Annotated in this window: 19 protein-coding genes and 1 tRNA gene; 15 read left to right on the forward strand and 5 right to left on the reverse strand. The window is 38.5% G+C overall.

Annotated elements, in window-relative coordinates; translation table 11 throughout:
- Positions 1-21 precede the first annotated feature (21 nt).
- The 8 genes from gyrA to SAR02S_RS01795 all read left to right on the forward strand — a co-directional run bounded on the left by gyrA (position 22) and on the right by SAR02S_RS01795 (position 8,213).
- Entirely contained in the window at positions 22-2,553 is a 2,532-nt protein-coding gene (gyrA, locus tag SAR02S_RS01760; RefSeq protein WP_041956357.1) for a DNA gyrase subunit A, read from the forward strand.
- Positions 2,554-2,601: 48 nt separating this feature from the next.
- Positions 2,602-3,042 (forward strand): LPP20 family lipoprotein, encoded by a 441-nt coding sequence (locus SAR02S_RS01765; protein ID WP_041956359.1) that lies wholly within the window; start codon positions 2,602-2,604, stop codon positions 3,040-3,042.
- Positions 3,018-3,410 carry a hypothetical protein gene (locus SAR02S_RS01770; RefSeq protein WP_041956361.1) on the forward strand — a complete coding sequence of 131 codons (393 nt, stop codon included), beginning with the start codon at positions 3,018-3,020 and terminating at the stop codon, positions 3,408-3,410. The genes SAR02S_RS01765 and SAR02S_RS01770 overlap by 25 nt, the downstream gene beginning before the upstream one ends.
- 27 nt (positions 3,411-3,437) lie before the next feature.
- Entirely contained in the window at positions 3,438-4,601 is a 1,164-nt protein-coding gene (locus tag SAR02S_RS01775; RefSeq protein ID WP_041956364.1) for a sigma-54-dependent transcriptional regulator, read from the forward strand.
- An 87-nt stretch (positions 4,602-4,688) separates the two neighbouring features.
- Positions 4,689-5,717 carry an aspartate-semialdehyde dehydrogenase gene (locus SAR02S_RS01780; RefSeq protein ID WP_041956366.1) on the forward strand — a complete coding sequence of 343 codons (1,029 nt, stop codon included), beginning with the start codon at positions 4,689-4,691 and terminating at the stop codon, positions 5,715-5,717.
- Positions 5,717-6,226, forward strand: a complete 510-nt coding sequence (locus SAR02S_RS01785) for a YqhA family protein (RefSeq protein ID WP_041956368.1) — start codon at positions 5,717-5,719, stop codon at positions 6,224-6,226. Before SAR02S_RS01780 ends, SAR02S_RS01785 begins: the two co-directional genes overlap by 1 nt.
- Complete coding sequence (gene hemE / locus SAR02S_RS01790; protein ID WP_041956370.1) at positions 6,226-7,248, forward strand: uroporphyrinogen decarboxylase; 1,023 nt, start codon at positions 6,226-6,228, stop codon at positions 7,246-7,248. Before SAR02S_RS01785 ends, hemE begins: the two co-directional genes overlap by 1 nt.
- A 53-nt stretch (positions 7,249-7,301) precedes the next feature.
- Positions 7,302-8,213, forward strand: a complete 912-nt coding sequence (locus SAR02S_RS01795) for a radical SAM protein (RefSeq protein WP_041956372.1) — start codon at positions 7,302-7,304, stop codon at positions 8,211-8,213.
- A gap of 23 nt (positions 8,214-8,236) precedes the next feature.
- Here the strand turns inward: SAR02S_RS01795 and SAR02S_RS01800 are convergent, their stop codons facing one another.
- Together SAR02S_RS01800 and SAR02S_RS01805 are read right to left on the reverse strand one after the other, a co-directional pair.
- A complete protein-coding gene (locus SAR02S_RS01800) occupies positions 8,237-10,312 on the reverse strand; it encodes a TRAP transporter permease (protein ID WP_084218426.1) in 2,076 nt (691 codons plus the stop codon).
- A gap of 73 nt (positions 10,313-10,385) precedes the next feature.
- Complete coding sequence (locus SAR02S_RS01805; RefSeq protein ID WP_041956374.1) at positions 10,386-11,339, reverse strand: TAXI family TRAP transporter solute-binding subunit; 954 nt, start codon at positions 11,337-11,339, stop codon at positions 10,386-10,388.
- A 194-nt stretch (positions 11,340-11,533) separates the two neighbouring features.
- Between SAR02S_RS01805 and SAR02S_RS01810 the strand changes: the two genes are divergently transcribed.
- The 4 genes from SAR02S_RS01810 (at position 11,534) to SAR02S_RS01825 (ending at position 15,212) form a co-directional block, all read left to right on the forward strand.
- Positions 11,534-11,608 (forward strand) — tRNA-Asn (locus SAR02S_RS01810).
- A gap of 188 nt (positions 11,609-11,796) precedes the next feature.
- The gene (locus tag SAR02S_RS01815; RefSeq protein WP_041956375.1) at positions 11,797-12,096 is read left to right on the forward strand and encodes a hypothetical protein; all 300 of its coding nucleotides are present in this window, start codon (positions 11,797-11,799) and stop codon (positions 12,094-12,096) included.
- A 631-nt stretch (positions 12,097-12,727) separates the two neighbouring features.
- Entirely contained in the window at positions 12,728-14,212 is a 1,485-nt protein-coding gene (locus SAR02S_RS01820; RefSeq protein ID WP_041956377.1) for an inorganic phosphate transporter, read from the forward strand.
- A gap of 70 nt (positions 14,213-14,282) precedes the next feature.
- On the forward strand, positions 14,283-15,212 hold the full coding sequence (locus tag SAR02S_RS01825; RefSeq protein WP_041956380.1) for a lactate/malate family dehydrogenase: 930 nt from the start codon (positions 14,283-14,285) through the stop codon (positions 15,210-15,212).
- Here the strand turns inward: SAR02S_RS01825 and SAR02S_RS01830 are convergent.
- Positions 15,209-17,575, reverse strand: a complete 2,367-nt coding sequence (locus tag SAR02S_RS01830) for a phosphoketolase family protein (RefSeq protein ID WP_041956382.1) — start codon at positions 17,573-17,575, stop codon at positions 15,209-15,211. The genes SAR02S_RS01825 and SAR02S_RS01830 overlap by 4 nt on opposite strands.
- 109 nt (positions 17,576-17,684) lie before the next feature.
- On the opposite strand from SAR02S_RS01830, the gene SAR02S_RS01835 reads away from it, so the two are divergent.
- Positions 17,685-18,455 (forward strand): dimethylarginine dimethylaminohydrolase family protein, encoded by a 771-nt coding sequence (locus SAR02S_RS01835; protein WP_041956384.1) that lies wholly within the window; start codon positions 17,685-17,687, stop codon positions 18,453-18,455.
- Here SAR02S_RS01835 and SAR02S_RS01840 read toward each other — a convergent pair.
- Complete coding sequence (locus SAR02S_RS01840; RefSeq protein ID WP_041956386.1) at positions 18,452-18,841, reverse strand: VOC family protein; 390 nt, start codon at positions 18,839-18,841, stop codon at positions 18,452-18,454. The genes SAR02S_RS01835 and SAR02S_RS01840 overlap by 4 nt on opposite strands.
- 9 nt (positions 18,842-18,850) lie before the next feature.
- Positions 18,851-19,180 carry a gamma-glutamylcyclotransferase family protein gene (locus tag SAR02S_RS01845; protein ID WP_198133059.1) on the reverse strand — a complete coding sequence of 110 codons (330 nt, stop codon included), beginning with the start codon at positions 19,178-19,180 and terminating at the stop codon, positions 18,851-18,853.
- A gap of 221 nt (positions 19,181-19,401) precedes the next feature.
- Between SAR02S_RS01845 and SAR02S_RS13145 the strand changes: the two genes are divergently transcribed.
- Both SAR02S_RS13145 and SAR02S_RS01855 read left to right on the forward strand, forming a co-directional pair.
- Complete coding sequence (locus SAR02S_RS13145) at positions 19,402-21,507, forward strand: helix-turn-helix domain-containing protein (RefSeq protein WP_052433498.1); 2,106 nt, start codon at positions 19,402-19,404, stop codon at positions 21,505-21,507.
- Positions 21,508-21,627: 120 nt separating this feature from the next.
- Positions 21,628-23,190 carry a flavocytochrome c gene (locus SAR02S_RS01855; protein WP_052433499.1) on the forward strand — a complete coding sequence of 521 codons (1,563 nt, stop codon included), beginning with the start codon at positions 21,628-21,630 and terminating at the stop codon, positions 23,188-23,190.
- Position 23,191 lies beyond the last annotated feature (1 nt).

Consider the following 23,191-nt stretch of genomic DNA (forward strand, 5'->3'; position numbering starts at 1 on the left):
TTTACATTGCAAGGTTAATGAATGGATAATATTTTTGATTCGAACCAAGACATCAAAACGATCAGTATTGAAGAGTCGATAAAGACCAGTTATCTTGATTATTCGATGAGCGTTATCATCGGTCGTGCGCTTCCCGATGCACGAGATGGACTTAAACCCGTACACAGAAGAATTTTATACGCGATGAACGATCTTGCGATCTCTTCACGCAGTCCGTATAAGAAATCAGCACGTATCGTCGGTGATGTTATCGGTAAGTACCACCCACATGGTGATACCGCGGTTTATGACGCGCTTGTTCGTATGGCTCAGCCTTTCTCAATGCGTATTCCGATTGTTGATGGACAGGGAAACTTCGGTTCTATCGACGGTGATAGTGCAGCTGCGATGCGTTATACGGAAGCGCGTATGACTCCATTGGCGGAAGAGCTTCTTCGTGATCTTGATAAAGACACTGTTGATTTTGTTCCAAACTACGATGACAGTATGATTGAGCCAGATGTATTGCCAAGTCGTGTTCCAAACTTGCTCCTTAACGGATCAAGTGGTATCGCGGTTGGTATGGCAACCAATGTTCCTCCACACTGTTTAGATGAGCTTTTAGATGCATTGCTTCTTTTGATTGAAAATCCAGAAGCAACACTGGATGAGGTGATGGAATTTATCAAAGGGCCAGATTTTCCAACCAGTGGAATTATCTTTGGTAAAAAAGGTATTTTAGAGGCGTATCGTACAGGACGTGGTCGTGTGAGAGTACGTGCGAAAGTGCATATAGAGAAAAAAGGTAATAAAGACATCATTGTTATCGATGAACTTCCTTACCAAGTCAATAAAGTACGTTTAATTGAACAAATCGTTGCCCTTGTTAAAGAGAAAATGATCGAAGGCATCAGCGAGATTAGAGATGAGAGTGATAGAGATGGTATCCGTTTGGTCATAGAGCTTAAACGTGAAGCGATGAGTGACATTGTTCTTAACAATCTTTATAAATCAACCAATCTTGAAGTGACGTTTGGTGTTATCTTGTTGGCTATTTACAATAAAGAGCCAAAAATCTTTACACTCATTGAACTTTTAAAACTTTTCTTGCGTCATCGTAAAACCGTTATTATTCGTCGTACGATTTTTGAACTTGAAAAAGCGAAAGCGAAAGCGCATATTTTAGAGGGCTTGAAAATTGCTCTTGATAATATCGATGAGATTATCGCGCTTATTAAAGGCAGTGCTGATACTAAAAGTGCGAAAGATGGCTTGATTGAGCGATTTAACCTGAGTGAAGTTCAAGCAGGTGCTATTCTTGACATGAGACTTCAACGTCTTACAGGACTTGAGAGAGATAAAATTGAAAATGAACTTGCAGAGCTTCTTCAAGAGATTCAACGCCTCAGCGATATTCTACGCAGTGAAGCGCTTTTAAATGCTCTTATTAAAGAAGAGTTGATCGAGATTAAAGATAAATTCAAATCAAAACGTATTACTGAAATCGTTGATGATTATGATGATATTGATGTGGAAGATTTGATTGCCAATGAGTCAATGGTTGTTACTATTACACATCGTGGTTACATCAAACGTGTACCACTTAAACAGTATGAGAAACAAAAACGTGGTGGTAAAGGTAAAATTGCCGTAACCACATACGACGATGACTTTATTGAGAGTTTCTTTGTCTCTGATACGCACGATACCTTGATGTTTGTAACGGATCGTGGACAACTCTACTGGCTCAAAGTGTACAAAATACCAGAAGGTAGTAGAACTGCTAAGGGAAAAGCCGTTGTTAACTTAGTCCAACTCCAAGCGGACGAAAAAATTATGGCAATTATTCCAACAACCGATTTTGATGAGACAAAATCATTAGCATTCTTCACTAAAAATGGTGTTATTAAACGTACAAATCTTAGTGAATTTAAAAACATTAGATCAGTCGGCGTTAGAGCAATTACCCTAGATGATGACGATGAATTAGTAACGGCTAAAGTTGTCACACACGATACAAAAAATCTTTTCATTGTGACTAAAAAAGGTATGTGTATTCGTTTTGAAGTAGGTGATGCAAGAGAAATCGGAAGAACAGCACGTGGTGTGACAGGTATTCGCTTTAAAGAACCGAATGACCGTGTTGTTGGTGCTGCCGTTATTTATAACGATCAAGAAGAGTTGTTGACAGTAACGGAAAAAGGTATCGGTAAACGAACTACAGCAGAAGAGTACAGATTGCAAGGTCGTGGTGGTAAAGGTGTTATCGCTATGAAGTTGACAGCTAAAACTGCCGATCTAGTAAGTGTTGTCATTGTAGATGAAGACAAAGACCTTATGGCACTTACCAGTAATGGCAAAATGATCCGTGTGGATATGGAGACAATCCGTAAAGCTGGACGTAATACAAGTGGTGTTAAAGTCGTCTCGGTCGAGGGAAGCGATGTGGTTGCAAGTATTGCACGATGCCCTAAAGAAGAGATCGATGAGCTTGATGGCGAAGGCTTTGAAGATGAAGAGATTTCAGGCGAAGGTAGTTTGATTATCCCTGATGATGCGCCTAGCATTGAGTAGTTGGAATAGTAGTTGCTTAAAGATAAAAAAATATTTAAAGGTGTACCTATGAATAGATGGTTTATGACACTTTTGGCAAGTTTAGGCTTGTTGCTTATTGTTTCGGGTTGTTCGACAAAAAAGGACGAAGCACCAAAAGATCCAAAAGCGGCAGCGTATGATTTTAGCAATGAAAAATCATTTGTCGTTTATGGTGAAGGTATTGCACCTGTGCATACAGTCTCTCCTGCACAAGCAATTGTGCTTGCAAAACGGGCTGCAATTACGGATGGGTATCGACAACTCGGTGAGAAACTCTATGGTGTGAAAATTAACTCAAGCGAGACAGTTAAAGACGCTATGATAAGAGATTCTCGTATCACCGCACAAGTCAATGCTTTGATTAAAGATGCAGCTATCACAGATGCAACCTTTAAAGATGGCCTCTATAGTATTAGAATGGAAATTACGATGAGCGCACGTAGGTGGCACGAACTCTTCTCTTATTAATTTTCGGAGTATCGCAAACACTTTTTTGCAGTGATCTTTTTTGGTTTTCATACAAAATCGTCACTGCAAATAGTGTTGTTATTCATGAAGAAAAAAATATTGCTCTTGCCATGATTCCTTACGAAGGCAAGAAGCAAGTTTTATGTGAATTACCTCTACAGAACAGTTCGAACCTTTCTAAAGAAGCTTTTTTACGAAAGAATTTTGATACGATCCTTCCTTGTTTTTACCCACTCTCAACACGTGTTCGTTCATGGGATGACCAATACCTAAAACACAGCAATGATAGAATAGAGTTGGTAATTGAGCCAGTGCGCTTTACAGTAGACTTTAAAGATGAATTTGCTACCATAAATGCCATTAGGTAAAACTCTTTTTGGCAGGATCAATTAAAAATGCATGTCGCAATTGTAGAAGATGATATAAATATGAGAAAATCCCTTGAGATAGCACTTGGGGAGTATGAAGAATTTAAAATTTCTACCTATAAAAGCGCACTGGATGCACTCAAAAAGATTGATTCAAGTGTTGATTTGATCGTTACCGACATCAATATGCCAGGAATGGACGGCATTGAGTTTATTAAAAAACTTGATGGGGCTTATGACATCATCGTTATTACCGGCAACGCAACACTCAGTCGTGCTATAGAGTCTGTACGTTTAGGTGTCAAAGATTTTTTAACCAAGCCTTTTGAGATTGAAACACTCGTTGAAGCGATCAAGCGACACGATAAAATTCGTACTAAAGTTAAAGAGAGTTTTGAAAAGATCGATAGTAGTAAAGAGGAAAATGGCGATTTCATAGCCACTTCACCCGAACTTGAAAAAGCACTTACCATTGCGAGGAAAGCTGCAAAAACAGATGTAAGTGTTCTCCTTTTAGGCGAAAGCGGTGTGGGTAAAGAGCTTTTTGCTAATTATGTGCATAAAAACTCCCCAAGGGCTAAAAATGCGTTTGTAGCCATCAATATGGCAGCAATTCCTGAAAACCTTTTGGAAAGTGAGCTTTTCGGTTATGAAAAAGGCGCATTTACCGATGCTATTGCGGAGAAAAAGGGTTATTTTGAAGTTGCCAATGGAGGAACTCTTTTCTTAGATGAAATTGGTGAGATGCCCATGACACTTCAAGCAAAGCTTTTAAGGGTGATCCAAGAGCGTGTAATGGTACGTGTGGGTGGTACAAAAGAGTTACCGATTGATGTACGTATTGTTTCTGCAACCAATGCCGATATTAAAAGAAGCATTAAAGAAGGGCAATTTAGAGAAGATCTCTACTATAGGCTTAACACGATTCCTATTGAAATTGCGCCACTTCGTCAACGTAAAGAGGAAATTTTGCCTATTTGCGAGGTTATTTTAGAACGTGTGACGAAGAAATACGGTTTGCAAAAGCGTTATTTTTCGGAAGAGGCAATCGAATCTTTAATGACCTATCGATGGCCAGGCAATATTAGAGAGTTGATCTCTGTCGTAGAACGTGCAGTGATCTTGAGTGATACCGAAGCGATCAGTAAAGAAGATCTCTTCTTAGAAAGCCGTAATTGGTTTAGTTCATAAAAAGAAAAAATAGACTTTTTTGATAACTTAATACCAACTCTATTGGGTTATTAAAAAAGTCTCATATAAAAAAATAAGGTAAGAGAAATGAAAAAGTACAATGTAGCAATCGTTGGAGCTACTGGTGCGGTTGGCGAAGAGCTGTGTAGAGTTTTAGAAGAGGTTGACTTTCCTGTCAATAATCTTGTTCCCCTTGCAAGCAGTAAAAGTGCAGGTCTTGAAGTTGAATTCAAAGGTAAAACGTATAAAGTAATTGAGTTGACTGAAAAAGCTTTTGAAGAAAATGATGTAGAGATTGCATTTTTTAGCGCAGGTGGTGACATCTCAGCTCATTATGCTCCCTTCGCAGCAGAAGCGGGTGCAGTCGTTATTGACAATACCAGCCATTTTAGAATGGATCCAGATGTTCCATTGGTCGTACCTGAGTGTAATCCAGGCGACATTGACCAATGGCAAAACAGAGGTATTATTGCTAATCCAAACTGTTCAACTATTCAAATGGTGCAAGTGCTAAAACCATTGGATGATCTCTTTAACATTACTCGTGTTGATGTAGCAACGTATCAAGCGGTCAGTGGTGCTGGCAAAAGTGGTATGGAAGAGTTAGTGAACCAAATGCAAGACTTTTTTGCGTTTAAATTGGACCAATGCGAGCCAAAAACATTTGCACATCAAATCGCACTCAATGTTATTCCTCATATTGATGTATTTATGGAGAATGACTATACTAAAGAAGAGATGAAAATGGTCAATGAGACTCAAAAAATCTTGGGTAAAAAAATGGAGATCAGCGCAACATGCGTTAGGGTTCCTGTTATGAGAAGTCACTCTGAAGCGATTACCATCCATTTTGAAAAAGATGTCAATTTAGAAAAAGCAGTTGAAGCACTTAAAAATGCAGAAAATGTTGTGGTTCTTGATAATCCAGCTAAAAAAGAGTACCCAATGCCGATTATCTCGACTGATACCAATGAGACATATGTGGGAAGAATTCGTAAAGACATTAACCGCGATAACGTTCTTCATTTATGGTGTGTTGCGGATCAGATTCGTGTAGGTGCTGCGACTAATGCTGTTAGAATTGCACAAAAATGGATTAAGCAGGAAGAGGCTTAATGCTGGAAAAGTTTTTTGAATCAACATTATGGTCTAGTAGATTTATTACTCTTACGGCCGTTATTTTTAGTATTTTAGCAGCATTTGCACTTTTCTTTATTGCAAGTGCTGATTTATACACGGTATTGATAACGACATACAAATATTTCTTTTCAGGTATTCATCCTGAAAATTTTCATGAAGATATTGTCGCTGATATTATTGGTGCAATTGATCTTTACTTAATTGCCGTTGTTTTACTCATTTTTGGCTTTGGTATTTATGAGCTTTTTGTCTCAGAAATAGATGTAGCTAAAGGGACAGGTGGTGATAAAATTTTATACGTTAGTTCTCTCGATGAGCTTAAAGATAAAATTGGAAAAGTCATTGTGATGGTTCTTGTTGTAAGCTTTTTTCAAAGAGTACTTCACGCTGAATATAAGGGTGCATTAGAGATGTTATACCTCTCTTTTTCGATTTTAGCTTTATCGTTAGGTCTCTATTTTTTACATAAGGGTGGAAAACACTGATGATTTTTGTAGATGCATGCTTTGGTAAAAAAACACCGTATACACCTGTTTGGATGATGCGTCAAGCGGGACGTTATTTGCCTGAGTATATGGAAGTTAGAGCTCAAGCAGGAGACTTTTTACGTTTATGCAAAGACCCTGAGAAAGCATGCGAAGTAACCCTTCAACCTGTCGATATTTTAGGTGTTGATGCTGCTATTTTATTTAGCGATATTTTGGTGGTTCCTTTAGAAATGGGCATGGAGCTTCAGTTTTTAAAAGGCGAAGGGCCTGTTTTTTCACACCCGATTACGAATCAAGCCGATCTTGATAAGCTCAGCGTTGAAAAAGCGATAGATGGCTTGGAATATGTTTATGAAACCATAAAACTTATTCGCGGAAAACTTGCTGCAGATAAAGCACTGATTGGCTTTTGCGGTGCTCCTTGGACACTTGCAACCTATATGATTGAAGGTCAAGGGACTAAGACGTATGCGCTTGTTAAGAAAATGATCTATTCTAATCCGCAGTTTATGCATGCACTCCTCAAAAAAGTAACCGAAGTGCTTAAAGGTTATATGGAGCGTCAGATTCAAAGTGGTGCGAATGTTGTGATGATCTTTGATTCATGGGCAGCAGCACTCGAAGAGAGTGCCTATTTTGAATTTAGCTGGTCGTATATGAAAGAGATAAGTGCGTATTTGAAATCAAAATATCCGCATGTTCCTGTCATTTTATTTCCTAAAGGCATTAGCGGATACTTGGATAAAATCGATGGTGAATTTGATGTCTTTGGAGTGGATTGGTCAACACCGATTGAGCTAGCAAAAGCGAAATTAGGAGGCAAATATGTCCTTCAAGGCAATATGGAACCAACGCGTCTTTACAGCAAAGAGGCGATTGATGAAGGAATTGAGCATATCGTCAATGTTATGAAAAATGAGAGACATGTCTTTAACTTAGGTCATGGCATCTTGCCTGACATTCCTGTTGAGCATGCAAAATACTTCATTAAACAAGTCCAAACTCGCACCAAAATCTAATCATTCTGTGCTAGGAAACTCCTAGCACACTCTTTACATGTAAAGGATTTCCCATCAGTCAAATTATCTTTGGACCCATTACTTCCAGACGTTTTGGGCAATCCCTCGGCATAGACCTTAGCCCCTCATCCAAACAGTGCAATTTTGACTGCCTTTACTGCGAACTCAAAGGGGCAAAAACAGTCGATAAAGTGAGCGATGCACCTCGTGTACAAGAAGTGTTAGATGCGCTTACGGAGGCATTGGTAAAGCATCAAAATATTGATGTGATTACCTTGACTGCGAATGGTGAGCCGACACTTTATCCAGAACTTGGTATGTTGGTGGAAGGCATACTAAAAATCAAAAAAGAGCATAAACTTCTTATTCTTTCCAATGGCGCAACCATTAAAGATCCATCCATTCAAGAAATTCTTTCAAAATTAGACATCGTTAAACTTTCTTTAGATTGTGTGAGTTCAAAATGCTTTAAAAAGCTTGATCGCGCGCATAAAGGCATTGAGATTGCAGAGATTATTGAAGGTATGAAACGTTTTAGAACTCTTTATAAAGGCGAATTGGTCATTGAAATTTTGGTAGTTGAAGGTTTGAATGACACCGAAGAGGAGTTCAAAGCACTGAACGCAGTTCTGCATGAAATCAAGCCCGATCGCATCGATGTAGGAACGATTGATCGTCCACCAGCTTACGAGGTGAAAGGCGTGAGTATCGAGAGGTTGGTTGAGCTTACACATCTACTTGTTGGTTTACATGTAAATATCGCCTACAAGAAAAACTATATTCCGCAAAAGCGTACATTTAGTGAAGAAGAAATACTTGAACTTCTAAAACGCAGGCCCCAAAGTTTTGAAGATATAGCACTCTGTTTTGATGAACAAAGCCTTGAGTCTCTTCAGCATTTAATAGTGGAAAAGCGTTTACATGTAAAGAATATTGCAGGGGTAGATTTTTATAAAGTAGTGTAGTGGGCGAAACCGCCCACTATGAATTATGCAAGTGCCAACTGCTGTTTTTTGTATTTAATTCTTTGTCCGAAATAGATGAATCCATAAATTCCAAGACCAATCACATAAGCGATATAGTGACTTGGTAATCCAAGCTTTGTTGCCATCAGTTTAGGTAGCATTAAAAATGGAATAACAACAATCAAGCCGATACGCTCAATGGTGTTGATCTTTGTAAGAACAAAACTTTGTGTTGCCGAGGTAAAGGCAAACATACCAAGCACTGCTCCACCAAAAATAAGCGCTATTTCAAACGGATTGGTAATCCATAGCCATTTAGATGCGTTATTTGGATCGCTTGGATCGACACCACCGATCAGTAGAAGTTCATTATTGAAAAAGAACATATACGGTAAAAGTGCTGTACGCATATCGTAAATGAAGGATTGCCATCCTGTTACAATAGGATCACTTTTGGCAATAGCTGCTGCGGCATAAGCCGCCATACCCACAGGTGGCGTATCATCAGCCAAAATACCAAAATAAAAGACAAACATGTGTGCGGCAATCACGGGGATGAGATAGCCGTTATTGGCTGCTAATTCCATAATGATTGGTGCTGTTAAAGATGCCATTACAATGTAGTTTGCAGTCGTTGGAAGCCCCATACCAAGCACTAAAGAGACAAACATGGTTAAGAATAGTACGCCTAAAATGTAGCCACCTGAAAGATTATCGATGACTTCTGCAAGGACTAGACCAATACCCGTAAGGGTTACAGAACCCACGATGATACCAGCAACTGCTGTAGCTGCGGCAATAGAAACCATGTTTTTACCACCCATCACCATACCGTTTCCGATGTCGGCAAATCCTTCGAAGATAAGTGGAAGCGTTATTTTTTCTTTATTGAGAAATGCTTTAAAAGGTTTTTGGACAACCATGATGATCATTAAAAACATAATGGCGCTAAAAGCAGCACTTTGCGCGGATTGTTTAAGCACAATAAGCGTGTAAATCAAGAAAAAGATCGGAATAAGATAATGAATACCCCTGATAAAAATAGGCCATGTGCGTCCTAGAACACTTGGGTCTTCGCCTTTAAGCCCATGCTTTTTTGCTTCGATGTGAACGATGTAAAAAAGTGCGGCATAACATGTAAACGCAGGAATAAAAGCTGCAAAAACGATGTCGGTATAATCAAGCCCTAGAAATTCCGCCATAATAAACGCAGCAGCTCCCATAATCGGAGGCATCAACTGACCATTAACCGAAGCGGCTGTTTCAACGGCTGCAGCTTTGTGTGCACTAAAACCAAGACGTTTCATGAGTGGAATGGTAAATGTACCAACGGTGACCGTGTTGGCGATAGACGAGCCTGAGATCATACCAAACATTCCCGAAGCGGCAACAGCTGCTTTAGCAGGGCCGCCATCGTATCTTCCTAAAATGGTGTAAGAGACTTTGATGAAGTATTCACCCGCTCCTGCACGATCAAGGAGTGAGCCAAAAAGAACAAATAAAAAGACGAAACTTGCACTAACGCCGAGAGGTACACCAAAGATACCTTCTGTTGTGAGTACCATCTGTCCCATAATTTTATTGATACTTGCACCTTTGTGAGCAATCATATCGGGAAGATAAGGACCAAAATAGTCATACAGTAAAAAGACAACCGCCGCAAGCATTAAAGGCAAACCCATAACCCTTCGTGATGCTTCAAGCACAACCAAAATGGTTGCAATACCGACGATAATGTCAGTCTGTGTCCATGCCCCTGAACGCATTGCAAGATCTTTGTAGGCATACCATTGGTATAAAATTGCAGCAACGCCTACGAGCATAATGGCAAAGTCATACCATGTAATCGTTGACTTTAGTTTTGGACTTTTACTGATAGCATGCATTGCAAATGCAAGTGCAATACCAAATGCCAAGTGAATAGCTCTAACATGAGCACTGTTCCCTGGATCGATGACAATGTAAAGTTGGTATAAAGACCAACAAAAGGCAACGGCAGCGACAAACCAGTATTGCCATGTATTGCTTTCAAAATCTCTATGCCCTTCAAATTCGCTGATGAGTTTCGCATCATCCAGTCGTTCTTCAAGTGTTTTCACGCGTTAACCCTTTATGTGAATCTATAAGGCTTTTTTTTTCAAAAAGCCTTACATGTAAAAATAGTTTGTAGAGTTATTTAAGAAGTCCAGCTTCTTTAAATGCCTTAATTGCACCTGGATGTTGTGGTACGCTTAAGCCTTCAAGTAGGCTCTCTTTGGTAATGGTTTTGTAAGAAGGGTGAAGTTCTTTAAATTTGTCAAAGTTGTCAAGAATGGTTTTAACAACTTGGTAAACCACTTCATCTTTCACCTTGCTGCTAGTGATAAGAACCGCTTTGACACCAATGCTTGGAATATCATTGGGTACGCCTTTGTAGTATGAACCAGAAATTGTACCTTTTGCATAGTAAGGATATTTTTTAACCAATGCATCAATCGCTGGACCTTCGATAGGAACAATGTTGATGTCTACAGAGTTTGATGCGTCTTTGATGTTAGCTGTTGGATGACCTGCTACGAAGAAGTAACCATCGATATGGTTGTCTTGAAGCATCGTTGGACCTTCTGTAGATTTAAGCTCATTAGCCAAAGATAAGTCTGAGCGTTTAATGCCAAGTGCTTCAAAAACAACATCAACCGTCATGTTGGTTCCCGAACCTGGTGAGTCTAAGTTGAGCTTTTTCCCTTTAAGATCAGCCATGGTTTTGATGCCTGATTTTTGGCTCACAACAAGGGCAAGAAGTTCTGGGTAAATAGCAATCGCACTACGAAGTTCTGGAACAGCAGCAGCACCGGTAAATTTACCTTCGCCCTTGAACGCTTGGTAAGCGGTGTCACTTTGTGAAATACCAAAATCAAGCTCGCCTGCTTTGATGGTGTTGACATTATAAACCGAACCACCTGTAGACTCTACGGAGCATCTCATGTTGGTCTCTTTTTTGTTTTTGTTTACCATTTGACAGATAGCACCACCGGTTGGATAGTACGTTCCTGTAACACCACCCGTACCAATCGTGATAAATTCTGCTGCAAACATTGGAACACTCAGTGCTCCAGCAAGAGCTAACGTAACAAGTTTCTTTTGCATATAGACTCCTTTTAATTTTGATATTTAATCCTACAACCTTTCTTCTTACTTTTAATTGAATAAATTGGTATATCAATCTATAAATTATGTTTTTTTTAAGATTTGTGTGACAAAAAACTTTTTAATCAATTTGTTCAAATATGTCTTGACAATAAAGTATTTTTTAACTATAATTTCGACCTCATTCAAAGTGTTCCGAATTAGCTCAGCGGTAGAGTAGGTGACTGTTAATCACTTGGTCGCAGGTTCGAATCCTGCATTCGGAGCCACTCTTTTTTAATCCCCTAAAATTCGATATTTCAATCAAATTTATTTTCAAAATATTTCCAAGTGTGTGTCATGCAAGCATCAGAAATGTTCTATGTTGCTTTTTAATACATTTTCTATTATGATCGTCGCAAACATGTGTCGTATTTGCTAAATATGATAATACAAACGCAAAAGGACAAACACTACAATGGTCAGTGCACTTTCCGCATTAATGCAAGAAAAATTCAATACCCTCAAAGAGTATCAAATCATTGAATTTAAAAAATATCCTTGGTATGATCCTACTGCTAAAAAAATTGGTAGTATGGGGCGATGGTCTTATCCAAACGTTAAAACCAAGTCAACGCCTGATGGAACGGTTAAACTCGAATGGGAGATTGACAGTCAAACCGTTAAAGCACTGGAAAGACGCGGATTGATCAATGCAATTGAATTTGGTGTAGGCGTTAGAGGAAAATTTCCTATAAAATATGAAATTGTCGAGTAAATAACCCCCTTCGTTTCAGACTTAAAAGGCTCTATACGTTTACATGTAAGCTTTTTATTTTGCATATAAATATTATTTTATGACACAAACTGTGACGCGCTTAAGCTATCATACTTGAGAATATAGCAATAAAATACTTTCAAGTTAAAGAAGGTATTTTAAAAAAATCAATAAAGCGCAACTATGAAACTGATTGAATTTTCGGACACGCATTTAGACTTTAATGATTTAGATATGCTTTCAAATACAAGCACCTACTTGTGTACTTCAAAACCTAATATTTATATAAAATATTTCCCCACAATAAGCTTATAATTTTTAGAATTATTTCATATTATAAAAAAGCATTTATAGATATCTCAATTAGCCATGAGATGAAAAAAAAAGAGATATCAGAAGGAAAGTTGAAAGAGGTTATGCGTGATAGATAAATTATTTTTTTATAGATAGAGAAGTAACAAACTTGGGAAAAATTATAGAGATAAATCTATTTTTGAGAGTGTTTAACGAGTATTTTCGCCTAACATTTAAAAGCTAGACTGTTCAAAACGCTCAAAAATATCTTGAATTAAAGCAAAATAACTAGATTTATTAGATAAAGTTAGAGTTACTAAAATTAGGATGATAATATATGTTTGTACTTTGGGATGCCTTAAATGATGTTGGTGCTCTGACAATTGGTTTATTGCTTTTATCGTTAGCTATTGCTCTGTTTTATGAAATGATTAATGGTTTTCACGATACTGCGAATGCAGTTGCTATGATCATTTATACGCATTCGATGAAGGCAAAGTATTCTGTCATTATGTCGGGTATTATGAATTTTTTAGGTGTTTTAATGGGTGGTATCGGTGTTGCCTACGCTATTGTTCACTTACTCCCTCTTGATATAATGGTTGAAACAAATCAAAATGCTGCATTAGCAATGGTCTACTCACTTCTCATTTCTGCCGTTATTTGGAATTTTGGTACATGGTATTTTGCACTACCCGTTTCGAGTTCACATTCTCTTATTGGATCTATCATTGGCGTTAGTGCTACTTTTGGTATTTTAAATGGTTTTGATCTTTCGCATAGTGTCAATTGGAAAGTCGTTTATACCGTTTTAACAGGACTGGCTTTATCTCCTGTTATTGGTTTTGGTTTTGCATTCATTCTTATGAAATTAAGCAGAAAATATATTGATAATCCAAAATTATTTAAATCACCCAATGATGAAGAAAAAAGAAAACACCCTAGTTTCTTAGCACGTATGGGAATTGTTGCAACCGGTGCAGGTGTAAGTTTTGCACATGGATCAAATGATGGTCAAAAAGGTATCGGTCTTATTATGATCATTCTTATTGGTATTTTACCTAATTATTATGCACTCAATATGGACTCACATCACTATAAAATAGCACAAACAAGAGATGCCGCAAACAATTTAGCAAAGTTTTATGAAGACAACAGTGAAACAATCGTACAACTTGTCAATGAAAAGAGACTTATCAGCGCACTCAAAACAAACAAGACCATTGCAGAATGCAATGTTGATCAAATTCACTCCACAATCTCATCCGTTGCCACTAAATTGAACGATCTAAACTCTTATTCAGAACTTACAGCAAAAGACAGATGGAGCGTTCGTACATCTATTTTATGTTCAGATAACTTTTTTGCTCAAGCCGAAAAAATTTATTTAATTTTAGATAAAGATAAATCTGACTACATCGCCAGTCAGAGAAAATCTATTGTTGCTCCTATCGAATACGCACCATATTGGGTTATTATGGCGGTTGCTTTAGCGATAGGAATTGGTACGATGATAGGCTATAAAAGAATTGTACACACGATTGGTGAAAAAATTGGTGCTAAGCCGATTAACTATATGCAAGGAACGGTCGCACAAGCAACCGCGATGATAACAATTGTATTAGCGAACATGGCGCATGCCCCTGTTAGTACGACGCATATTTTATCCAGTGCGGTGACGGGTTCTATGGTTGCAGAACCTGATGGTGGTATACAAAAAGGTATTGTTAAAGTGATTATTCTCTCTTGGCTTTTCACATTGCCCGTTACTGCTTTACTTGGTTCAGCGATTTATATGGGACTTAATTTTTTCCTAAAATAAGATGATTATTTTTTAAGACACCCCTTGTTCCAAAGGATGTTATAATTTTGCATTATTGCAAAGGAAATGTATGCGTGTAGGAGTCATCGGAGCGGGTGGTGTCGGTGTTGAGTTGGTAAACTACCTTTTAACACTGGGGAATATGAGTGAAATTGTCTTAGTCAACCGCAATAAAGAGAAAGCTTGGGCGGAAATCGAAGATTTTTCGTATGTTTCTTCTTTTACCTACGCGCGAAATACACGCTTGCATCATGGGGATTATGCTGATTGCAAGGAGTGTGATGTTATTGTCATCACAGCAGGTGCGCAGCTTAAAGGCAATCAAACCAGAGACGAACTCTTAGGTGAAAATGCTTTACTGATTAAAAGTATGGTGCGAGAACTTTATCAGTATGCACCAAACGCTATTCTTCTTATGGTGACCAATCCTGTCGATGTTTTAACGCATATCGCTTTTAAAGAAGGACTTTACCCTAAAGAGCGACTTATCAGTGCGGGGACATTGGTTGATACGGCGCGTTTTATGAAAATTGTCAGTAAAAAAGTAGGCATTGATCCTAAAAATATCTATGGTTTTGTTTTGGGCGAACATGGGAAAGGAAGTACGATTCCTTGGAGTATTTGCAACATTTGTGGTTTAGATGTCGATACGTTTTGCTCCCTCAACGGCTTACCCCAGCTGGATAAGGCGCAGATTTACCATGATGTCATCAATGCTGGTTTTGAGATTTTTCACAAAAAAGGCAATACCAACCATAGCATAGCCGCAAGTGTTTTTCGCATCATTCGTGCAATTGCCAACAACGAGCACTCTGTACTTCCACTGGGTGTTTACTTAGAAGGTGAGTATGGGCTTCACGATGTTGTGCTCAATGTTCCTGTTGTCGTCACCAAAGCGGGGGCAAGTAAAATCCTCAATTACAAACTTTTACCTGAAGAGCTTGAAGCTTTACATGTAAGCGCAAAAGTCATGCAAAAAATGGCACGCGAGGTGCTTTAAAGCGACCTCGTCCACTTCCAGTTTAAAATCTCCGGCATATCTTGCCCGTACGTTTCGATGTATGTTTTATGCTCCGTTAGTTTTGCACGCATTTTTTGTTTAATAGCCTCTGCATGAGCATGCATTTTAGGGACGCGATCCATTACATCCATGACCAAGTGAAATCGGTCCATATCATTTAAAACCACCATATCAAAGGGTGTTGTGGTTGTTCCCTCTTCTTTGTAACCTCTTACATGTAAATGGTCGTGATTCGCTCTTCTATATGCCAAACGGTGAATCAACCACGGATAACCATGATAGGCAAAAATGGTAGGAGTATCTTTAGGGAAAAGGGCATCAAAGGCTTCATGAGAGAGCCCATGAGGATGCTCTTCTTGGGGTTCGAGTGCCATAAGGTCAACAACATTGATAAAGCGCATTTTGAGTTCAGGTGCCAAGTCGTGTAAAATACTCACTGCTGCGAGCATTTCTAGCGTTGGAACATCGCCACAACACGCCATCACAACATCAGGCTCACCTTCATTATCATTGCTTGCCCACTCCCAAATACCAATGCCTTTTTCACAATGCGTTATCGCTTCTTTCATACCAAGCCACTGCAATTCAGGCTGTTTACCTGCAACGATGACATTGATGGAGTCGCGACTTTTAAGACAATGCTCTCCCACCCATAAAAGCGTGTTGGCATCGGGTGGAAAGTAAACATTGACAATGTGTGCTTTTTTGTTCACCACAACATCGATAAACCCAGGGTCTTGATGTGAAAAACCGTTGTGATCTTGACGCCAAACGTGTGAAGTCAAAAGATAGTTGAGCGATGCAATAGGTTTACGCCATGGAATTTCACGACTGGTCACTTTCAGCCATTTAGCGTGTTGGTTAAACATGGAGTCGATGATGTGGATAAATGCTTCGTAGCATGAGAAAAAGCCATGACGTCCTGTTAGCAAATAACCCTCTAGCCAGCCTTGGCAGGTATGTTCGGAGAGTATTTCCATGACTCTACCATCTTGAGCGAGGTGGTCATCAGAGTCGTAGTGTTCTGCCATCCAAACACGATTGGTGATTTCAAAAAGCGCACCTAAGCGATTGGACGCCGTTTCATCAGGTCCAAAAACGCGAAAATTTTGCATATTAGCAACCATCACATCACGCAGGTAATTTCCTAAAGTACGTGTGGACTCTGCAATTACAAGACCCGGTGCTTTGACTTCTACCGCATAGTTTTTAAAATCAGGCATATGCAAGTCTTTGAGTAAATCCCCACCATTAGTATGAGGGTTCGCTCCCATGCGTTTTGTCCCTTTGGGTGCAAGATTTGCCAGTTCTGGAAGAAGCGTACCGTTTGCATCAAAAAGCTCTTCAGGTTTATAACTTTTCATCCAGTTTTCAAGGATCGTGATGTGTTCAGGTTTTTTATCAAGCTCGGAAAGCGGAACTTGGTGTGAACGCCATGAGCCTTCGGTTTTGAGTCCATCAACCTTTTTAGGACCCGTCCAGCCTTTAGGACTTCGAAGGATGATCAGAGGCCAGCGAGGACGTGTTGTATTGCCTTTATTTCGGGCTTCATGCCAAATGGTTTTAATTTTAGCGATGATGACATCTAAGGTCTCTGCCATTTTTTGATGCATAGCCATAGGCTCATCGCCCTCAACAAAGTAAGGCTCATAGCCATAACCGATGAAGAGTTTTTCAAGCTCATCGTGCGAGATACGTGAAAGTACAGTTGGATTGGCGATCTTGTAGCCGTTGAGATGTAAGATGGGAAGCACTGCACCATCACGTTTTGGATCTAAAAATTTGTTAGAGTGCCATGCGGTTGCAAGAGGGCCTGTTTCGGCTTCCCCATCGCCCACGACACAACATGCGATGAGCTCAGGGTTATCAAATACCGCACCATAAGCATGTGAAACCACGTAACCCAGTTCGCCTCCTTCATGGATGGAACCAGGCGTTTCAGGTGCGGCATGGCTTGGAATGCCTCCAGGAAAAGAGAACTGTTTGAAGAGTTTTTGTAACCCTTTTTCATCTTGCGAGATGTCAGGATAGACTTCGCTGTAAGTGCCCTCTAAGTAGGTGTTAGCAACCACGGCAGGTCCGCCGTGCCCAGGTCCAGCCATAAAAAGCATATTAAGGTCGTCTTTTTGGATGATACGGTTCATGTGCGCATAAATGAAATTAAGCCCTGGCGTTGTGCCCCAATGCCCTAAAAGTCGAGGTTTTATATGTTTTAAACTCAGAGGTTCTTTTAAAAGTGGGTTTTCAAGTAGGTAAATTTGTCCAACGGAAAGATAATTAGCAGCACGCCAATAAGCGTTGATGCGCTTTAATTCAGATGATGAAAGCGGTTCGTATCCCATGTAATCCTCCAGCGAAGATGAGTCGTACGGTTATGCTACTTCAATTTTACTTAAAGCACATTGGGGTTGTGTTATGATTTTGTCTTTATTTGACCCAAAGGACGTTTTCATGCTTATGACGATTACCCATCTTCCCTCTCCAAATTTACAAAACTGCGAGCTTACATTTTTAGAAAGTGAAGCAATTAATATTGAAAAAGCTAATGAGCAACATAAAAATTATCGCGCTATGTTGGAGCGTTGTGGGGCAAAAGTCATTACATTAGATGAAAATATTGCACTGCCCGATAGCGTCTTTGTGGAAGACCCTATTATCGTTTTTGATGAGGTGGCGGTGCTGACATCAATGGGCGTGGAGTCACGTAGAGCCGAGAGTGAGGCAATGGAAAAAGTCTTCTCGCAGTACCGTAAAATAGAGCGTATTAGTCTGCCAGCTAAAATTGAAGGTGGCGATGTTTTAAAAGTAGACAAAAAGATTTTTGTAGGTGAGTCCGCACGTACCAATAAAGAGGGCATCCAAGCACTTAAATCGATCATCACGCCTTTTGGTTATGAAGTGATTTCTGTGAAAGTTACAGGCTGTTTGCATCTTAAAACAGGGGCAACGGCACTCGATGATCAAACAGTCTTTATCAATTCTAGTTGGGTCGATGCTTTCGCATTTGAGGGATTTGAGAAAATTGAAGTTCCAAGCGAGGAGCCTTTTGGTGCGAATGTCTTGAAAATTGGCAACATTCTTTGTATGAACGAAGCATTTCCCAAAAGTATAACGCTTATAAAATCACTTGGTTACACGGTTGATTCTGTGAATATAAGTGAGTTTGTCAAAGCCGAAGCAGGACTAACCTGCATGAGTGTACCGTTTACATGTAAAGATTAAGAAGCAACTAATTCATTAGCGACTTCGATGAGATTTCCATCAGGATCGCGGAAATAAACCGATAAAAGATCGCTTCTTGCTCCCGTTCGTTTAATAGGACCTTCGAGAATCAAAACTCTATATTTCTTGAAATGTTCTATACATTGTTCAATAGGCACAGGTGTAATAAAACACAGATCCGCTGAACCAGCCATTGGATATAAAGCTTTAGGTTCAAATTCGTAACCTACTTCATGTAGATTTATTTTACTGTGACCAAACTTTAGTGCTTTTCGACCTTTAAATGTCACCTCTTCCATCTTCAACACAGAAGTATAAAAGGCACAACTACGCTCTATGTTGGCAACGGTTAAGACAAGATGATCTAAATGAGTGATTAGGGACATCGCCTTTCCTTATTTTCTTAATGCGTAGATATAAGCGTCTACGATTTCATTATTTTCAAGTTTTACAGTTATTAAGATGCGCTCGTATGCCTCGCCCTCAAATGCATCAAGGTTCTTCCAATGATGAGATAGTTCATGAGATGTCAATAAAAACCCATGAATCTCTTTTCCTTGTTGGTCTAAAACAAATCCAGGGTATCCCATATCTGCACCCCAGCCTTCATGTTGGAGTGTTCCAGTTGCTGTTGCGGTTTCCCATGATCCTTTGATGGGAGAGAGGATATGCTCATTGACTCTCCCTGGTGCTAAGGTTCCATAAACAAATAATCGTTCCATCATCAATTTTCCTATTGGCTTCTTAAGATAATTTTTTCTTTTGTAGTCTGGAGCATACACAGCTCTTTTCAAAATTCAAATTATAATAAAAATATGGAAAATAGAGCTATTTGTTCTTCTCAAAAAATGCTCTTTTACATGTAAAGCATTTTTTGAGCATCAATCTTAAATGAATTGAATTATAATGTAAGTGATAAAGTAGCATAAAAAAGGCACGAGATACAATGATAAGCAAACACAATTTCGATAAAAAAGAGCTCAAAATTATTGGATTTTTATCGCTTCTTTTTTTCATTTTTTTATTAGTAAATCACGCTCTAAATTATAAGTTACTCAAAGAGACAATTCAAGCCTATGAAAACACTATTCTTGCTCGCGTCGATGGGAAACTTGCGGATTGGGTAAATGAACGTTTTTCAAACATTGAAAAAATAGAGCGTTTTTTAGAAAAATCAGATATTAACAGTAAAAATGAACTTCAGAAGAGTTTGAAACGTATTCAAGAGACAAGTAATTTTCCGTATATTATCATGGGTTTAGACGATGGTACTTTTTTAATTTCAGAAGATAATTTTGTAACGCCAAAAGAGTATGACCCCAGACGAAGAGAATGGTATGTTGATACCCTAAAAATGGGAAAAACAATTGTATCAAAACCGTATGTAAGTATGCGTCTTAGCTTGCCTGCTGTTTCGGTGTGTACCCCTATTGATATTTTTGGTGGCATTGGTGTTGTATGCGGTGGTCAGCCTTTTGAAGTGATACAGCAATATATTTCCAGCTACGATATTTTATACGATAAAGCGCTTTATTTAGTTGATGAAAATGGTATCGTTTTAGCCAGTTCCAACCACCAAAAAAATGCTCCAAGTTTTTTACATGTAAACACATTAAGTGATGATTTTTTAGTGATGAAAATCGCTAATACAAACTGGAATTTAGTTTTTGAAAAGAACCAAGCTATTTACAGCGAGAGACTTAATATTCAGTTATTGATGAACCTTTTAATTTATGGTGGAAGCATTGCTTTGTATATTTTATTAAATCTTTTTTGGCTCTCTAAAAATCGTAAAGTTGAGCATGAACTCATTAAGCAAAAAGACTATTTTCATAATTTTATGCAACATCACACTCTTCGTGGTGTGATGATCTGTGATTCTTCTGCGAAAGTAATTTTTTGCAATCAAACGTTTAGTCAATTTCTACAACTAAAAGAGCCTATGGAAGATCGTAATTTTTATGATACGCTGCAAATGATGACAACGCTAGAACCTAGTGTTAAAAGACAAATAATAGCTTTGATTGCTCAAACACAAGAGAGTCTCCAAGCCAAATATCTTAATATTTCTAAACCCGAAAATCCAACAGCTCAGTTATTGCTTACCTCTGCACCTTTTGGTTCAAAAGAGACGAACAACAATAGCTTTTTACTCTCTTTGCAAGATACGACAGAGATGCAACCCATCAATGATGAAGAGCAAAAGGTATCTGGCGATATAGTATTTAATGCTCACATTGAAAAACTTTTGATGTTTATTGAAAAAAATCTTGACGATGAAAGACTTGATATCAATAAATTAGCTCATGTGTGCGGCTACTCTAAGTATCATTTACAACGCATTTTTAAACAATATTGTGGCGAAAATATTGCTTCATATTTAAGACGACTACGGATGGAAAAAAGTGCTTTTTTGCTGAAATATTCGGAAGAAAAAATTTCAGTTATTGCCGCTCTTTGTGGCTTTGGGTATAACCAGTCCTATATTAGAGCCTTTGAAAAATACTATGCACTTTCTCCCAATGATTTTAGAGATACGCATATTAGTGATATGCACAACTCAATGTTATTTGAAAGAAGTGAATATGAAATGATTCAGCATGAAAAATTATGTGTGTTAAATGTATATAATACACTTAAAGAGAATGCTCCTCAATGTATTGAAGATCTTTTAGACAAGTGTCTTGAAGGATTTAATCGTAAGATATCGCTTAGTGGAATTTATGTCAATGACCCAAAAATAAGCCTCAAAGAAGAGGGCAATATTGCCCCTTATGCATTTGGTATTATCTTAGAAACATGCGAGTATCAGAGTACAAGAAACCTTCCGATCAGAATTTTTGAGGCAGGAAAATATGCCAAAATAGCGTTTGACCCTAGAAAAGATGACTTGGAAATTTTTATTCAAAAAATATACTTTACATTTTACAAGTCTTCCGTATATCACTCAGGTCTTTTATCTATTTTACAATTGCAACATAATACCCATGAGCATTACCTTGAAGATATTGCACAGCCAAGTGACTTCTTGGTTTATCTTGGTAAGGCTTAAAAAAGTACACACTTCCTGCGTGATCCATCTACAAAGCACTTTTTGTTCACTCTTTCATGAGCGCTTATCCTAATCTTTTGTTTGGAATCGTTAATAAGTTCCGAACAAAAGGAGATTTGCATGTTAGATATGCAACGAAGAAAAGCGATGAAAACATTTGCTTTACTTGGTAGTGGAATGGCATTGTTTCCAACACTGGAAGCACAAGCTAAAATGCTTGAAAAGGATGTTCCACAATGGGATGAAGAGTTTGATGCTCTTGTCATTGGCAGTGGTTTTGCTGGCAGTGCAGCAATGGTATCTATGATGGATAATGGGCTTAAAAATGTCCTCATGATCGATAAAATGCCTTACCTTGGTGGAAATTCTTCAATCAGTGGTGGGTCGTTTGCAATCTCTGGAACCTATATTCAAAAGCAAGATGGTATCGAAGATAGTCCTGAATTGCATATCAAAGATACACTCAAAAGTGGTAAAAGCCTGAACGACCTTGAGTTAGTCCATATTATGGCATATGAAGGGCTTGATTCATTTAATTGGTTAACGGATAATGGTGTTAAATGGAAATGGGTCAGTCAAAGCGGTGGACACAGTGTTCCAAGAAGTCATTCAGCAGGGGCTGGTTCTTTCATTGTTCGTCCACTTCAAAAGCGTATTAGAGAAATGGGTGGAAAAATTCGTATGCGTATCATTATGGATGAAATTGTTTACAATGACAAAGGGCATGTTGTTGGCATAAAAGTACGTGAGAAATATGAATTTAAATTTGATCGTGATTTTGATGAAAATGACAATACTACAGGCATTACAAAATATTACAGAGCTAATGCAGGAATTATTTTAGCCACAGGTGGCTGGGGATCTGATAAAAAATTTAGACAACAAATGGATCCTAAACTGACACCTACTATGCTAACAACCAACCATATGGGTGCAACTGGTTATACCATTCAAAAGTTAATTCAAGATGATCTTGAACTTGTTGATATGCAATATATTCAATCTATGCATGTCACTTCTGCTGATGAAGGTAGTTTTGGGTTTGCATACCGTTTTATTACGAGATCGTATGGATATGGGATGATGGTTAATCCCAAAACGGGTCGTCGATTTGTGAATGAAATTACGGATCGTAAAAATGGGTCTGATGCTATTATGGCAATGAATGAGGGCGGAATAAACCATCCTATCTTATTTATGGATTCAGTGGGTGCCAAAACAGTTGATATTGCAGATCTTCAACGTGGTATGGAAGCGGATGCAATTTGGCAATTTGAAACGTTAGATGAAATGATTGCTAAGTTTAACATCAATAAAGAACCATTTTTGGATGAGCTTAAGAAATTTAACGAGTATATTAAGGCAGGTAAAGATCCTGATTTTGGGCGGGTTTTCCAAAAATATAAAGGACAAACAATCAATATTGAAAAACCACCATTTTTTGCTGCACGTCCAGGGCCTAAAATTCACCATTGTATGGGAGGACTTAAAACAACACCGCAATGTTTAGTATTTCATAAAGGCGGGTATACCGTACCAGGTCTTTTTGCCTGTGGCGAAGTTACAGGTGGAAGACATGGATACAATAGACTAGGTTCAAATGCTGTATTAGAGTGTGTCTTATTTGGCAGAAAAGCGGGTAAATCCATTGCTGATCGCTATAAACAAATCGTAAGGAGCTAAG

Source organism: Sulfurospirillum arsenophilum NBRC 109478, from assembly GCF_000813345.1.
Taxonomy (GTDB): Bacteria; Campylobacterota; Campylobacteria; order Campylobacterales; family Sulfurospirillaceae; genus Sulfurospirillum; species Sulfurospirillum arsenophilum.